Origin of the sequence: Streptomonospora litoralis (assembly GCF_004323735.1) — a bacterium.
Lineage (GTDB): Bacteria > Actinomycetota > Actinomycetes > Streptosporangiales > Streptosporangiaceae > Streptomonospora > Streptomonospora litoralis.
Genome location: NZ_CP036455.1, coordinates 335,222 through 349,780, shown reverse-complemented (window position 1 = coordinate 349,780; position 14,559 = coordinate 335,222). Strand labels below are relative to the sequence as shown.

General features: G+C 70.6%; 13 protein-coding genes. 10 read left to right on the top strand and 3 right to left on the bottom strand.

Features of this window, described 5'->3' with window-relative positions; translation table 11 throughout:
- Positions 1-75 precede the first annotated feature (75 nt).
- From EKD16_RS01605 to pstB, 7 genes are all read left to right on the top strand, one after another.
- Positions 76-849 (top strand): winged helix-turn-helix transcriptional regulator, encoded by a 774-nt coding sequence (locus EKD16_RS01605; protein WP_131096743.1) that lies wholly within the window; start codon positions 76-78, stop codon positions 847-849.
- 294 nt (positions 850-1,143) lie between these two features.
- The gene (locus tag EKD16_RS01600; RefSeq protein ID WP_131096742.1) at positions 1,144-2,391 is read left to right on the top strand and encodes a hypothetical protein; all 1,248 of its coding nucleotides are present in this window, start codon (positions 1,144-1,146) and stop codon (positions 2,389-2,391) included.
- A gap of 118 nt (positions 2,392-2,509) precedes the next feature.
- Positions 2,510-3,526 carry a mycothiol synthase gene (gene mshD, locus EKD16_RS01595; protein ID WP_131096741.1) on the top strand — a complete coding sequence of 339 codons (1,017 nt, stop codon included), beginning with the start codon at positions 2,510-2,512 and terminating at the stop codon, positions 3,524-3,526.
- 308 nt (positions 3,527-3,834) lie between these two features.
- Positions 3,835-4,950: a phosphate ABC transporter substrate-binding protein PstS gene (gene pstS / locus EKD16_RS01590; RefSeq protein ID WP_131096740.1), complete on the top strand. Its 1,116-nt coding sequence runs from the start codon at positions 3,835-3,837 to the stop codon at positions 4,948-4,950.
- A gap of 256 nt (positions 4,951-5,206) precedes the next feature.
- Positions 5,207-6,178 carry a phosphate ABC transporter permease subunit PstC gene (pstC, locus tag EKD16_RS01585; RefSeq protein ID WP_131096739.1) on the top strand — a complete coding sequence of 324 codons (972 nt, stop codon included), beginning with the start codon at positions 5,207-5,209 and terminating at the stop codon, positions 6,176-6,178.
- Positions 6,175-7,287, top strand: a complete 1,113-nt coding sequence (gene pstA / locus EKD16_RS01580) for a phosphate ABC transporter permease PstA (RefSeq protein WP_131096738.1) — start codon at positions 6,175-6,177, stop codon at positions 7,285-7,287. Before pstC ends, pstA begins: the two co-directional genes overlap by 4 nt.
- 52 nt (positions 7,288-7,339) lie before the next feature.
- Complete coding sequence (gene pstB, locus EKD16_RS01575; RefSeq protein ID WP_131096737.1) at positions 7,340-8,119, top strand: phosphate ABC transporter ATP-binding protein PstB; 780 nt, start codon at positions 7,340-7,342, stop codon at positions 8,117-8,119.
- Positions 8,120-8,255: 136 nt separating this feature from the next.
- Here the strand turns inward: pstB and EKD16_RS01570 are convergent, their stop codons facing one another.
- Positions 8,256-9,260: an inorganic phosphate transporter gene (locus tag EKD16_RS01570; RefSeq protein ID WP_131096736.1), complete on the bottom strand. Its 1,005-nt coding sequence runs from the start codon at positions 9,258-9,260 to the stop codon at positions 8,256-8,258.
- A gap of 30 nt (positions 9,261-9,290) precedes the next feature.
- On the bottom strand, positions 9,291-9,908 hold the full coding sequence (locus tag EKD16_RS01565) for a DUF47 domain-containing protein (protein ID WP_131096735.1): 618 nt from the start codon (positions 9,906-9,908) through the stop codon (positions 9,291-9,293).
- A gap of 517 nt (positions 9,909-10,425) precedes the next feature.
- On the opposite strand from EKD16_RS01565, the gene EKD16_RS01560 reads away from it, so the two are divergent.
- The 3 genes from EKD16_RS01560 (at position 10,426) to purM (ending at position 13,576) form a co-directional block, all read left to right on the top strand.
- Positions 10,426-10,932 (top strand): sterol carrier family protein, encoded by a 507-nt coding sequence (locus EKD16_RS01560; RefSeq protein WP_131096734.1) that lies wholly within the window; start codon positions 10,426-10,428, stop codon positions 10,930-10,932.
- A gap of 5 nt (positions 10,933-10,937) precedes the next feature.
- A complete protein-coding gene (gene purF, locus EKD16_RS01555; RefSeq protein ID WP_131096733.1) occupies positions 10,938-12,416 on the top strand; it encodes an amidophosphoribosyltransferase in 1,479 nt (492 codons plus the stop codon).
- A 104-nt stretch (positions 12,417-12,520) separates the two neighbouring features.
- Complete coding sequence (purM, locus tag EKD16_RS01550; protein ID WP_131096732.1) at positions 12,521-13,576, top strand: phosphoribosylformylglycinamidine cyclo-ligase; 1,056 nt, start codon at positions 12,521-12,523, stop codon at positions 13,574-13,576.
- 396 nt (positions 13,577-13,972) lie between these two features.
- Here purM and EKD16_RS01545 read toward each other — a convergent pair whose 3' ends face one another.
- Positions 13,973-14,233, bottom strand: a complete 261-nt coding sequence (locus EKD16_RS01545; protein ID WP_131096731.1) for a DUF3073 domain-containing protein — start codon at positions 14,231-14,233, stop codon at positions 13,973-13,975.
- Positions 14,234-14,559 lie beyond the last annotated feature (326 nt).

The following is a 14,559-nucleotide window of genomic DNA, read 5'->3' as shown; positions in this document are numbered from 1 at the left end:
CACTTCATTATTTCTCCGCCGGGGGCAATGGCGCCTTCGACCACCCGCCGCGCGCGGGTCGACGGGAAGAGACGCATGAGCCACCTGCTGCTACTGACGAACTCCAACGAACCGTCGGATCACGTTCTGCCCGCTCTCGGGCTGCTGCTGCACTCGGTCCGCGTCTCGCCCGCCGAGGCCGGTGCACTTCTCACCACCGGACCGGACCGCTCGTCGAACACGCCTGTCGACGCGATTCTCGTCGATGCGCGCAGCGACCTCGCGGCGGCCCGCAACCTCTGCCGCCTGCTCGACACCACCGGACTGGACTGCCCGCTGGTCGCCGTCCTCACCGAGGGCGGCGTAGCGGCCCTGACACCCGACTGGCAGGTCGACGACTTCCTGCTGACCTCCGCGGGCCCCGCAGAGGTCGAGGCGCGGCTGCGGCTGGCCGTCGGCCAGGCCGACGCCGGCTCCGACGATCCCGACGAGATCCGCCGCGGCGACCTCGTCATCGACGAGGCCACCTACATCGCCCGGCTGCGGGGCCGCATCCTCGACCTCACCTTCAAGGAGTTCGAGCTGCTGAAGTTCCTCGCCCAGCACCCCGGGCGGGTCTTCACGCGGGCGCAACTGCTGCAGGAGGTGTGGGGTTACGACTACTTCGGCGGCACCCGCACCATCGACGTGCACGTCCGCCGGCTGCGCGCCAAGCTGGGCAGCGAGTACGAGTCGCTGATCGGCACGGTGCGCAACGTCGGCTACCGGTTCGTGCCCGATCCCGCCTCCAAGGCGGGCGTGGAATCCGCGGCGCCCGCCGAGGAGGCCGCCCCGGCGGAGTCCGTGCGCCCGGCGCCATTCCGCCCCTGAGGACGGGTCACGGGCCCGGCCCGTCCACGTGAGCGGGCGCGGCCGGGCTTCGAGCGAAGATCCTGTCGACGGGAGCCGACGCCGCCGACCCGCCCCGGTCGGCGCGCCGACCGGGGCGGGTCGGCGGCTCTGCCCTCGACGGACATGAACGACGCTCCGACGGGTCTCGTACCAGAGCGTCCGATTGTTTAGGATGCAGGATCAGTCGGCGTGTGGTGACCGCTCCCGTGCTCCCCGTGGTCACCGTGTCGCCCTTCCCGCTCCTGCGGCACCCTGAACTAGGAGGCCACGTCCATGTCCAGCGGAAAGCGGCTCCCGCCCACCCGCTTCCCCCTGCCTATGCGTCTGGTCGCCGCTATCCCCCTCGGCACGCTCTTCGTCGGCTCCGGCCTCGTGAGCCTGCCCGCACCGGCGGCGGCCGCGTCGGACCCGGCGGCGCCCGTCGTCGCGTTCAGTCCCGCCACGGACATGGTCGAGCCGGGCGGGACCGCCCGCACCGAGGTCGTCATCCGGGCCGACTCCTCGTCGAACGTCTGCCTTTTCGACCTGACGGTCGACGGCGACTTCAAGATCGGCCCCGTCGAGTGGCCGCAGCGGCCGGGGGCCGTCGCCGAGATCAGCACGCCGCTGCAGAAGGGGACCGTCAAGGCCACCGCGACGGTGACCTACGCCGAGGTGGAGAAGGGCGCCGAGTGCCCCGCGGCGGCTCCGGAGGGGGCTGCGCAGTCGACTTCCCAGGACGCGTTCGTGGCGACTGTGGACGCCGAGACGCCGGATCCGACCCCCACACCGGATCCGACCCCCACACCGGACCCCACCCCTACACCGGATCCGTCCGAGGACCCCAGCACTTCGCCCACTCCGACTCCGACGCCGTCGCCCTCTGGTTCCGCCTCCCCGAGCCCGTCGCCGTCGCCGACCGAATCACTTTCACCGTCGCCCACCGATTCGTCTTCGCCCACCCCTACGAAGACTCCGCCGCCTGACAAAGAGCAGGAGAGCGACGAAGAAGACGAGAACGCTCAGGACAACGACACCGACAACGGATCCGGCGGCGGAGGCGGCAGCGGCCCCGACAACGTCTCCGGCGGCGGAGGCGGCGGCAACGATCCAGACGGAGGCGACCGCGACAACGGATCCGGCGGCGGATCCGGCGGAGGCTATGACGGCGCCCCGCCGCACAGCCCCGTGACCACGGACGACGCCCCCGGGGCCGGCCGCGGTGGCGGCGACAGGGCGGACCTGCCGACCGGCGCCCTCGACCTGCCGGGACTGGGCTCCCCCTCCGACACCGGTTCCGGGGGTGGAAACGGGAGCGGGAGCGGCCCCCTGGCCGACCTGCCGTCCGTCGAGCCCGGCGAGGCCGAATCCTCGCGCACCACCGAGGTCGCCTCCCGCCACCAGACGCCCGCGTCCATGGTCACGCCCGCCGTCCTGCTGCTCTTCCTGCTGTTGCTGCTGCTCTTCTCCACACCGCTCGCACCGTCGCGGCGGGTCCGCATCGGCCCGAGCGCCTACAAGGGCCGCCGCCGCAAGCACTAGCGGGCACCGAGCCGCACCGCGGGCGGGCGCGGATCGGGCCCGCGGCGCATCGACAGGCCGCGCCGCCCGGCGCCACCGGAACGGGCCGTCGGACGGGCACGGAGTCTAGGCTCGGCCCATGACCCATGTGCGCACTACCGAGACCCTGACCACCGACGAGGCCGCAGCGGTGGTCGCGACGGCCGAGGCGGCCGGCGGCTACGACGGCGTCGCACCGCTGTCGGAGCAGACGCTGCTGCGGATCCGCCACGGCGCGCGGCCGGGTACCGCGCGGTTCCACCTCGCCTTGGCGCCGGTGCCGTCGGGAGACCCCACGGGCGTGTCCGACGGCTCCACCACACGGCTGGTCGGCTTCGCCTACTCCGCGCGCACCCCCGGTGAACCCGACTCGGCCGAGCTGGTCGTCGCCCCGGCGTGGCGCCGCCGCGGGTACGGCGCCGCGCTGCTGCGCTCGCTGGCCGACGACGCCGCGGAGGAGGGGCTGCGCGTTTGGGCGCACGGCCGCACGGAGGGTGCGGTGGCACTGGCCCGCTCGGCGGGCTGGACGCAGGTGCGGGGGCTGTTGAAGATGCGCGTGCGGCTGCGCGGGGGCGAACGCGGCGGTCCTGCCGAGGCGCGGCGGCCCGACGGCGGCGAGGCGCTGCCGGAGCCTGTGCTGCCCGAGGCGCTGGGCGAGCGAGTGGTGATCCGCACCTTCCGGCCGGGCGAGGACGAGAAGGCGTGGCTCGCGGCCAACGCCGCCGCTTTCGCCGACCACCCCGAACAGGGCGGGCTGACAGCTGACGATCTGCAGGAGCGCGAGCACGAGTCCTGGTTCGACCCCGCGGGCTTCTTCGTCGCCGAGGACACCGGCGACGGGTCGATCGCGGGTTTCCACTGGACCAAGGTGCACGCCGACGGGGCGGGACTGGCCGACGAGCCGGTCGGCGAGGTCTACGTGGTCGGGGTCTCGCCGGCATGGCGGCGCACCGGCCTGGGGCGCGCGCTGACGCTCGTCGGGTTGCGCCATCTGCACGAGCGCGGCCTCCCGTGGGCACTGCTCTACGTCGACGAGGAGAACCGGTCGGCCGTCCGGCTTTACGAGTCATTGGGGTTCTCGGTGTGGGACGCTGATGTGATGTACGCCGCACACTGAGCGGGCTTCTCCGCCCGTAGCGCCGGGAGCTGGGATTTCGCACACATAAGGCGAACGACCAGGGATCAACGGTCATGATTCCTGGTCATCTCCGGCGTGTCGGCGTGACATGGGCGTGACCTCGGGGTGGTTAACCCCACATCCACCGAAGCTCCCACTCTTCTTCCGACATTCTCGCTCCCCCGTTCATTCTTCGTTCACTCTGCTTGGGAGCTCTCGTCACTTCGCGTGCCTACCTTCACATTTGGCGAGGTCATCGACCGGGCTCGCCCAAAGGTGACGAAGTCCAACGGAAGGACATCGGGGCTGTGAAGCTCTCCAAGTACAGCCAGTTCGCGGGGATTGCCCTCGCCGGCGCTCTTGCACTTACCGCCTGCGGCAGCGACCAGGCGGTCGACCCCGAAAACCAGCAGGCGGCGGGCGACGTCAACTGCGTCGACGGCGGCGGCACGCTCGAAGGCGCCGGCGCCAGCTCGCAGGAGAACGCCATGATGGCCTGGAAGGCGTCCTGGGAGGGTGCCTGCCAGGAGTCGATCGTGCAGTACGACGCCGTCGGCTCCGGCGCGGGCCGCGAGCAGTTCATCAGCGGCGCCGTGACCTTCGCCGGTTCCGACGCCGCCCTCGACGAGCAGGAGACCGCCGACGCCACGGAGCGCTGCAACGGCTCCGAGGTGACCAACCTCCCCGCGTACATCGCCCCCATCGCGGTGGCCTTCAACCTGGAGGGCATCGACTCCCTCAACATGACCCCCGAGGTGATCGCCCAGGTCTTCAACCAGGAGATCACCAACTGGAGCGACGAGGCGATCGCCGAACTGAACCCCGACGCCGACCTGCCCGACCAGGACATCGTCCCGGTCAACCGCTCCGACGAGTCGGGCACCACCGAGAACCTCTCCGCCTACCTCTCCGAGGCCGCCGGCGACGCCTGGCCGCACGAGATCAGCGGCAACTGGCCGATCGAGCCGGTCGAGGCCGCCCAGGGCTCCAGCGGCGTCGTCCAGGCCGTCGAGGCCGGCCAGGGCACCATCACCTACGTCGACGCCTCGCACGTCGGCGAACTGGGCACCGTGGCCGTCGGCCCCGGTGAGGGCCAGTTCGTCGAGTACAGCCCGGAGGCCGCCGCGTCCATCGTCGACGCCTCCGAGCCGCGTGAGAGCAACACCGAGAACGACCACGCGGTCGACCTGAACTACACCACCGAAGAAGAGGGCGTCTACCCGATCGTCCTGATCTCCTACCACATCGCCTGCATGCAGTACCAGGACCAGCAGGACGCCGACCTGGTCAAGAGCTTCCTCAACTACGTGATCAGCGAGGAGGGCCAGCAGGCCGCGGCCGACGAGGCCGGCTCCGCGCCGATCAGCCAGGCGACGCGCGACAAGCTCACGGGCACCATCGAGCAGATCTCCGCGGGTTCCTGATCAACGAAACCCTGATGCTGTCCGCCGAGGCGGGGTGCGCGGAAAGCGCGCGCCCCGCCGTCGGCGGTTTCTGCATGTCGAGGGGTGCGAGCGCGGAATTCCCCGTCGGCGGGCCCGCGTGTCCGATCACCCCGCGGCAACCAGCAGAATGTCTCCCGGCGCCGCGCACGGTCGGCCCTGGCCGACTGCGCACGCGCCTACGGCACGCTCCCTTCGCCCGGTGGCGATCAACGACCGAATTCGACCGGAGCCATACATGACAACCACGGACTCGTCTGAGACGGCCGAAGTCCCCAAGGGCCGGCGTCGCCTGGGCGACGTCGTCTTCGCCAACTCCGCTCGCGGGGCGGGCCTGCTGATCCTGGCGATCCTCGCGGGGGTCGCCATCTTCCTGATCGTGCAGTCCTTCAGCTCGCTCTCGGCCAACGAGGCCAACTTCCTCACCACCACCGAGTGGAGCCCGGAGGTCGAGCCCGGGAACGGGGTGAGATTCGGCGTCCTCGCTCTGGCCTTCGGCACCGTGCTCGCCGCGGTCATCGCGCTGCTGCTGGCAACCCCGATCGCCATCGGGATCGCGCTGTTCATCGTCTACTACGCCCCGCGGCGCCTCGCCGCGCTGCTGGGCTACATCGTCGACCTGCTGGCGGCCATCCCCAGCGTGGTCTACGGCCTGTGGGGCCTTGTCTACCTGGTCGACCAACTGCAGCCCTTCTACCGGTTCCTGGAGACCTACCTGGGCTGGATCCCGCTGTTCGCGGGGCCGGTCTCGCCCACCGGCCGGACGATGCTCAGCGCGGGCATCGTGCTGGCGGTGATGATCCTGCCGATCATCACCGCGATGTCGCGCGACGTGTTCGCCCAGGTGCCCCAGTCGCACCGCGAGGCGGCGCTGGCGCTGGGCGCCACCCGATGGGAGATGATCCGCACCTCGGTGCTGCCCTTCGGCCGTCCCGGCGTGATCGGCGGCGCCATGCTGGGGATGGGCCGGGCGCTGGGCGAGACCATGGCCGTCGCCATGATCCTCTCGCCTTCCCTGGTCATCGAGCCCTTCCTGCTGCAGAGCGGCAACCAGACCATCGCCGCGCACATCGCCCTGCAGTACCCGGAGGCCAACGGCGAAGGCGTGTCCGCGCTGATCGCCGCGGGCCTCGTCCTCTTCGCGATCACCCTGGCCGTGAACATGGCTGCCCGCTTCGTCGTCTCGCGGCGCAAGGAGTTCACCGAATGACCACCACGACCCAGCAGACCACCACCGGGAGCCCCGGCGAGGGTCCCCGCCTGAAGTCCGAGGGGCTCTACACCCGCACACTGCCGGGGTACTTCCCGCCCGCCCTGCTCGCGGCCTGCGGGATCGTCGTCTCCGGCGTCTTCGTGCTGTTCGGCGGCTTCCACCCGGTGCCGGTCGTGGTGGTCTCCGCCCTGGTGTTCCTGGCCGCGATCACCGGCATCTCCGCGTCCGTGGAGAACCGCCGCCGAGCCGCCGACCGGCTGGTGACCGGCATCGTCTACTGCTGCTTCGCCGTCGCGATCATCCCGCTGATCTCGCTGTTGACGACGGTGGTCATCAACGGGATGGATCGCCTCAACTGGTACTTCCTCACCGTGTCCATGAACGGCGTCATCCCGAGCATGGACGCCGGCGGCGTCAACCACGCCATCGTCGGCACCCTGGTCATGACCGGGCTGGCCACGGCCATCTCGGTGCCGATCGGGCTGATGACCGCCGTCTACGTCGTCGAGTACGGCAGGGGCCGCCTCAAGCAGGCCATCACCTTCTTCGTCGACGTGATGACCGGCATTCCCTCCATCGTGGCCGGCCTGTTCGTGGTCGCCCTGTGGATCCTGCTGTTCGGCCCCGGCAACACCAACGGCCTGGCGGGCGCGATCGCGCTGTCGGTGCTGATGATCCCGGTGGTGGTGCGCTCCAGCGAGGAGATGCTGCGGCTGGTGCCCACCGAGTTGCGCGAGGCGTCCTACGCGCTGGGCGTCCCCAAGTGGCTGACCATCGTGAAGGTGGTGCTGCCCACCGCGGTGGCCGGGCTCACCACGGGAATCATCCTCGCGCTGGCCCGCGTTATCGGTGAGACGGCACCGCTGATCCTCACCGCGGGCATGGCGTCCACACGGATCCAAGGCAACCCGCTGGAAGGCGACATGATGAGCCTGCCGGTCTACATCTACAAGGCGGTCCGCGACATGGGCCTCTCCGGCGAGGCCGGGGTCTACGCCGAGGAGCGCGCGTGGGCCGCTGCGCTGACGCTGATCCTGCTCGTGATGCTGCTGTTCCTCACGGCCCGCCTGGTGTCGCGCTTCCTCTCGCCCCAAGCCCGGGGCTGAGCCGCCACCGACTCGACCAGCACGTCAACCCTGAATCACCTGAGGACATCCAGTGGCCAAGCGAATCGACGTCTCCGACCTGAACGTCTTTTACGGCGACTTCAAGGCGGTCGAGGACGTGACAATGACCGTCGAGCCCCGCTCGGTGACCGCCTTCATCGGCTCGTCCGGCTGCGGCAAGTCGACGTTCCTGCGCACCCTCAACCGCATGCACGAGGTCACGCCGGGCGCCCGTGTCAAGGGCAAGGTCATGCTCGACAACCTCGACGTCTACGACCCCTCGGTCGACCCCGTAGCCGTGCGCCGGGAGATCGGCATGGTCTTCCAGCGCGCCAACCCGTTCCCGACGATGACCATCTACGACAACGTCATCGCCGGGGCCAAGCTCAACAACCAGCGGATGAACAAGCGCCGCGCCGACGAGATCGTCGAGCGGTCGCTGCGCGACGCCAACCTCTGGGAAGAGGTCAAGGACCGGCTGAACAAGCCGGGAGCGAGCCTCTCCGGCGGTCAGCAGCAGCGCCTGTGCATCGCCCGCGCCACCGCGGTGGAGCCGGCGGTGCTGCTGATGGACGAGCCCTGCTCGGCGCTGGACCCCATCTCCACGCTGGCGATCGAGGACCTGATCGCCAAGCTCAAGGAGAACTACACCATCGTGATCGTTACGCACAACATGCAGCAGGCGGCGCGCGTCAGCGATCGCACGGCGTTCTTCAACCTCGCGGGCACCGGTGAGCCGGGGCGGCTCATCGAGATGGGTGAGACCAACAAGATCTTCACCAAGCCCGACAAGAAGGAGACGGAGAACTACATCACCGGCCGGTTCGGCTGATCGCGGTCCGAACAAGCGGCGAGCGGGCGCCGGCGGAGCGGAGACTCCGCCGGCGCCCGCTTTCGTCTTTCACGTCTGCGTCGGAGTCGGCGTCCGCCTGCGGCCGGCGGCGGCCGGCGGCGGCGAGGGCCGCGGATCAGGTCGGCAGCGCGGTGCTGACCAGCACGTAGGCCGCGGCGGAGACCACCGCCGCTCCCGGCACGGTGGCCAGCCAGACGGCCAGGATGTTGCCCGCCACTCCCCAGCGCACCGCCGAGAGGCGGCGGGTGGCGCCCACGCCCACGATCGCCGAGGTGATCATGTGCGTGTTGGAGATGGGCACCTCCCAGATGAACGAGGTCGCGTACGACACCGCGGCGACCGTGCTCTCAGCGGCGAATCCGCGCGGCGCGTCCAGTTGGATCACCCGCCGGCCCAGGGTCCGCATGATGCGCCAGCCGCCGGTCAGCGTGCCCAGCGCCATGGCGCCGGCCGCGGCGAACACGGTCCACATCGGGACGTCGTAGGAGCTCTGGTAGCCGGAGGCGATCAGCGCGAGCACGATGACGCCCATGGTCTTCTGCGCGTCCTGCAGGCCGTGGCCCAGCGCCATGGCGGCCGCGGAGGCGCTCTGCGCGATCTTGAACCCGCGGGTCATCCGGCGCACGTTGGTCCTGCGGAACAGCCACAGGATGGCCACCATGGCGAAGAAGCCGAGCAGCCCCCCGATGAGCGGGGACACCAGCATCGGCAGCGCGAAGTCGACGGCCACACCGCGCCACTGCACGGTGGTGGTCGAGGCCAGCGCCGCCCCGACCATCCCGCCGACCAGGGCATGGGAGGAGGACGAGGGCATCCCCTTGTACCAGGTGGCGACGTTCCAGGCGATGGCCCCGATCAGCGCCGCCAGCAGCACGGCCAGCCCGCTGGGGCCCTCCGGCGGGTTGATGATGTCGCGGCTGATGGTGCGGGCGACGCCCTCGCCGAGGAGGGCGCCGATGACGTTCATACTCGCCGCCATGATCACGGCGGCGCGGGGCCCCAGCGCGCGGGTGGAGATGGCCGTCGCCAGCGAGTTGGGGGCGTCGTGGAAGCCGTTGGTGTAGCCGAACACCAGGGCGGCGACCAGCACGGCGCTCAGTGACAGTGTTTCGAGGGGCACGTCGGAGCCAAACGATGAAAGCGGCGGGGGTCAGGATTCCTTCACCGCGATGCTCTCGACCGTGTTGGCGACGTGTTCGAATGCATCGGCGGCGGTCTCCAGCTCCTCGATGACGTCCTTCAGTTTGAGCACGGTGAGGGCGTCGTACTCTCCGCTGAACAGGTGGGCGAGCAGGCGGCGGTAGATCTGGTCGGCCTGGTTCTCCAGTTGGTTGATCTCGATCCAGTACCGGGTGAGGTCCTTCATGGAACGCAGCCTCGGCATCGCCTCGGCGGTGAGCTCCGCCGCCCGTTCCAGCACCTCGATCTGGTCGATGATGCCCTTGGGGAGGCGGTCGAGGCCGTAGAGACCGACCAGGTCGACCGCCGCGTCCATGGAGTCCATGACGTCGTCGAGCGAGGACGCCAGGCGGTAGATGTCCTCGCGGTCGAAGGGAGTCACGAAGCTCTCGTTGAGTCTCCGCATGATCGCGTGGGTCCGCTCGTCGCCGGCGTGCTCGCAGGCGTGCATCTTCTCTGCGATGGCATCACGATCGGCGCCTTCGCTGATGAGCTCCACCAGCAGGCGCGCCGCGATGACGAGGTTGTTCGCGGAGTCGGCGAACATCTCGAAGTAGCTGTCATCACGCGGGGTCAGGCGCAGACGCACATCTATCTCCCGAAGTGCGGTGATCGTCCTCAGGGATGTTATGGGCACTAAACCGGCAAAATGGTCACAACTACTCTTCAGGCGTGACCGCGCCGCACCCCCGTACCGCGCTCGGGGGCGACATCACTCCTTGTTCGGTTGGACTGCGCCGGCGGCTGCGAAAGCCGACGTAGCGGAGCATTCATCCTATCCTTGCCGCCTCGGCCGGCACCCCTGCACCGAAGGCGGTTCCGGTCGCGGATACCGCGGGAGAGAACTTCGCGAACGGGACGCGAATCACAGTAGAACACGCCGCACACCTGCCGCGACGCGCCTGGCGTCACCGCTGGAGAACGATGTGTTCATGTCCCGGTCGACATGTTTTCCCCCGACCGACAGTTTCCCCGGGTCGTGGGGATTCGGCAAGCTTTCGCACGCATTGCCCCCGATCGGAGCCGACCGACGCGCCGCGGCACGCGGTGAAGCGGGCTGCGTTCCAGGCGCACTCGGAGGGGCGCGCCTGTCTATGCTCGAAGGCATGCCCGCCAAGCCCACTGCCGCGCAGCGCCGCCACGCCGCCCTGCGTACGGCGCTCGACGCCCAGCTCGCCGCGCTGGACGAGCCGCCCTACACCGGCCCCGACCGCCCCTCGCCGGTGCTCGGCGCCTGCGCCGAGGCCGTGCTGCGCGCCGGTGACGCGGGCGCCGCACCCAAGCGCTCCGCCGTCAAGGCGGCTGTGCGCGGCACGCTGGCCGAGCTCGCCGAGCGCGCCCCCGGACACAGCCTGGAGGTGCGGGTCCCGCCGCACGGAGCGGTGCAGGTGGTCGAGGGACCGCGCCACACCCGCGGCACGCCGCCCGGAGTCGTCGAGACCGACCCGCTGACGTGGCTCGCCCTCGCCGTGGGCACGACGACCTGGGAGGACGCCCTCGCGGCGGGCTCCGTCGCCGCCGGCGGCACCCGCGCCGACCTCTCCCGCCTGCTCCCGTTGTGGCCTCCCGCGCGGCCCGGTGGACACGGCCCCGATGAACAGCGACTAAGCTGAGGAGCGTGGCGCAACCCGACGGCCGGCTCACCACGGACCTCGACCCGCAGGAGCGCGCACCTCAGGACGCTTGCGGGGTCTTCGGGGTCTGGGCTCCCGGCGAAGAAGTCAGCAAGCTCACCTATTTCGGCCTCTACGCATTGCAGCACCGCGGACAGGAGTCCGCGGGAATCGCGCTCAGCGACGGCGAGCGCATCCTCGTCTACAAGGACATGGGACTGGTCTCCCAGGTCTTCAACGAGGCGACCCTCGACTCCCTGCAGGGGCATCTGGCCATCGGCCACTGCCGCTACTCCACCACCGGCTCGCCGGTATGGGAGAACGCACAGCCGACGTTCTACAGCGCGCGCGAGGGCGGCCTGGCGCTGGGGCACAACGGGAATCTGATCAACACTCCCGAACTCGCCCGCATGCTGCCCGACGAGCGCCGGGGGGCCACCACCGACACCGAGGTCCTCACCGGGCTGCTCGCCGACAACCCCGACCGCAGCACCGAGGAAGCGGCCATGGAGCTGCTGCCGAAGGTGCGGGGCGCCTACTCGCTCGCCTTCATGGACGAGACCACGCTGTACGCCGCCCGCGACCCCCAGGGCATCCGGCCGTTCGTGCTGGGCCGGCTGGAGAACGGCTGGGCGGTCGCCAGTGAGACCGCGGCGCTGGACATCGTCGGCGCCACCTACGAGCGCGAGATCGAGCCCGGCGAGCTGATCACGGTCGACGAGCGCGGGGTCCGCTCGATGCGCTTCGCGCCCGCCGAGCCCAAGGGCTGCCTGTTCGAGTACGTCTACCTCGCCCGGCCCGACACCACCATCGCCGGGCGCAACGTCAACTCCAGCCGCGCCGAGGTCGGCCGCCGCCTTGCCAAGCAGCACCCCGCCGACGCCGACCTGGTGATCCCGGTACCCGAGTCCGGCACGCCGGCCGCGGTCGGCTACGCCGACGGCAGCGGCATCCCCTTCGCCCAGGGCCTGGTGAAGAACTCCTACGTGGGCCGCACGTTCATCCAGCCCAGCCAGACTCTGCGCCAGCTGGGCATCCGGCTCAAGCTGAACCCGCTGCGCGAGGTCATCGCGGGGCGCCGGCTGGTCGTCGTCGACGACTCCATCGTGCGCGGCAACACCCAGCGGGCGCTGGTGCGCATGCTCCGCGAGGCCGGTGCCGCCGAGGTGCACGTCCGCATCTCCAGCCCGCCGGTCATGTGGCCCTGCTACTACGGCGTGGACTTCGCCACCAAGGCGGAACTGGCGGCGGGCAACCTCACCACCGAGGAGATCCGCGCCTCGATCGGCGCGGACTCGCTGGCCTTCATCGACCTGGACGAGCTGGTCGAGGCCACGGAGGTGCCGAAGAACCGGCTGTGCCGCGCCTGCTTCGACGGTGTCTACCCCATCGAGGTCGACGAGGATTCGCGCGGCAAGTACCTGCTGGAGACCTCCGGCGGCAACGCCACCGAGCGGCCTCTGGCGGGACGCGCGCAGCGCTGAGCCGCCTTCCCGCCGCACCGCGGCCGCGGCACCCGCGAAGTACCGGTCCGACTGCCGCGAGCGCGTCCGGGCCCATCCGACTGCGAACAGCTGAGAGGTATCGCGTGGCAGAGGCTGCCAACACCACACCGGCCTACGCCGCCGCCGGTGTCGACATCGCCGCCGGCGACCGCGCCGTGGCGATGATGAAGGAGCACGTCGCGCGCACCCGCCGTCCGGAGCAGGTCGCCGACCCCAGCGGCTTCGCCGGGCTGTTCCGGCTGAACACGGCCGAGTACCGGTCGCCGCTGCTGGCCACCTCCACCGACGGTGTCGGGACGAAGGCGCTCATCGCCCAGCGCTGCGACCGCCACGACACCATCGGTCTGGACCTGGTCGGCATGGTGGTCGACGACCTCGTCGTCTGCGGCGCCGAGCCGCTGTTCATGACCGACTACATCGCCTGCGGCAAGGTCGTGCCCGAGCGGATCGCCGACCTGGTGGCGGGTATCGCCGAAGGCTGCCGCCAGGCCGGATGCGCGCTCATCGGCGGCGAGACTGCGGAGCATCCCGGCGTCATGGCACCCGACGAGTACGACCTGGCCGGAGCCGGCACCGGCATCGTCGAGGAGGACGCCCTCCTGGGGCCGCAGCGGGTGTCCGAGGGCGACCGGGTGATCGCGATGGCCTCCTCGGGTCTGCACTCCAACGGGTACTCGCTGGTGCGCCGGGTCGTCGACGAGTCCGGCCTGCGGCTCGACGCCCACGTGCCCGAGCTCGGCACCGCCCTCGGCGAAGCTCTCCTCACGCCCACGCGGGTCTACGCCGCCGACTGCCTCGCCCTCGCCCGCGGCACCGAGGTGCACGCCTTCGCCCACATCACCGGCGGCGGGCTGGCGGCCAACCTGGCCCGGTCGCTGCCCGAGGGGCTCGACGCCGTCGTCGACCGGGCGACGTGGACGCCGCAGCCGGTGTTCTCCTTCGTCGCCGAGCGCGGCTCGGTGGCGCAGGCGGACATGGAGGCCACGTTCAACATGGGTGTCGGCATGGCGGCGATCGTGCCGTCCGATTCCGTGCAGCCGGCACTCACGCTGCTCGCCGAGCGCGGGGTGGCCGCCTGGAACGCGGGATCGATCACATCCGGAACCGGCCAAGCGCTCCTGGAAGGGGCCCATGCCTGAGGCCGCGGCGGCGCACGGGCGCGAAAACAGCCGGTTCGCGCCACCGAAGCGGCGCGAACCGGCTGTGGATGTTCGGTTGTCCCGACTCGTGCGTCGGGCCGCCTCCCCGCGACTACGTGGGTCGCCTCCGGCGGCAGCCCCACTCGAAAGCGGTACTCCCTCGCGGGTTCCCACCGGCTCCTGTTCCACGGACCGCCGGGCGGCGGAGTCGCGCACCCCTGCTGCGCGGAATCGGCGACGGATCGCGCAGCGGGGCCCGGGTCTCACCGCATGCTCTGCGGCGGTGGGCACCACCCACGCGGGGGTGGCAGCGATCGGATGGATTCGGCACAGCAGCGGGCGTCCCCGACCCGGTCACGCAGACGGCGCGGGCTGCCCGCGCACCGGAACGGCGGATCAGCGAAGGCTGTCCGAGCGATCGGACGTGCTCTCCTCCGCCGGTTCGTCGCCGCTCTGGTACTCGTCTGCGAGATCCGCATAACGGTCGACCAGGTCGTCGTAAGGGTCTGCCGGCTGCTCCGGAGAATCCGCCGCAGTACCGTCATCCTCAGCGACACCCAGCTCTGACCGCAGCTGATCGAGGTCGGTATGGCCGGAGTTGTACTTCAGCCTCCGAGCGACCTTCTGCTGCTTGGCCTTGGCTCGGCCGCGCCCCATGGCTCGACCCCCTCAACGATTGGGTTCGGACAAACCCCAGATCACTAGCAAAACCGCAATGCCGGGCTGACGGCCGTCACCGCACTGACGACAGGCGCCAGCTTACGTACGGATACAACCGTACCCGGTTTGGACCCGACCTGCCTACGCCGCCCGCGGCTAACAGCCGCCTGATGAGGCGGGCGGAGCGGGTGGGACCGCGCGCCGCGGTGCGCCACCTCGGCGGACGGCGGTGGAAGACCGGCACCGGCGGTGCCGCCGCCGCTCGCGCCGCTCCGGCGGGCGGTCAGCGGGGCGGCACCGTCCTCGGGAACGGCCTTCCCGGC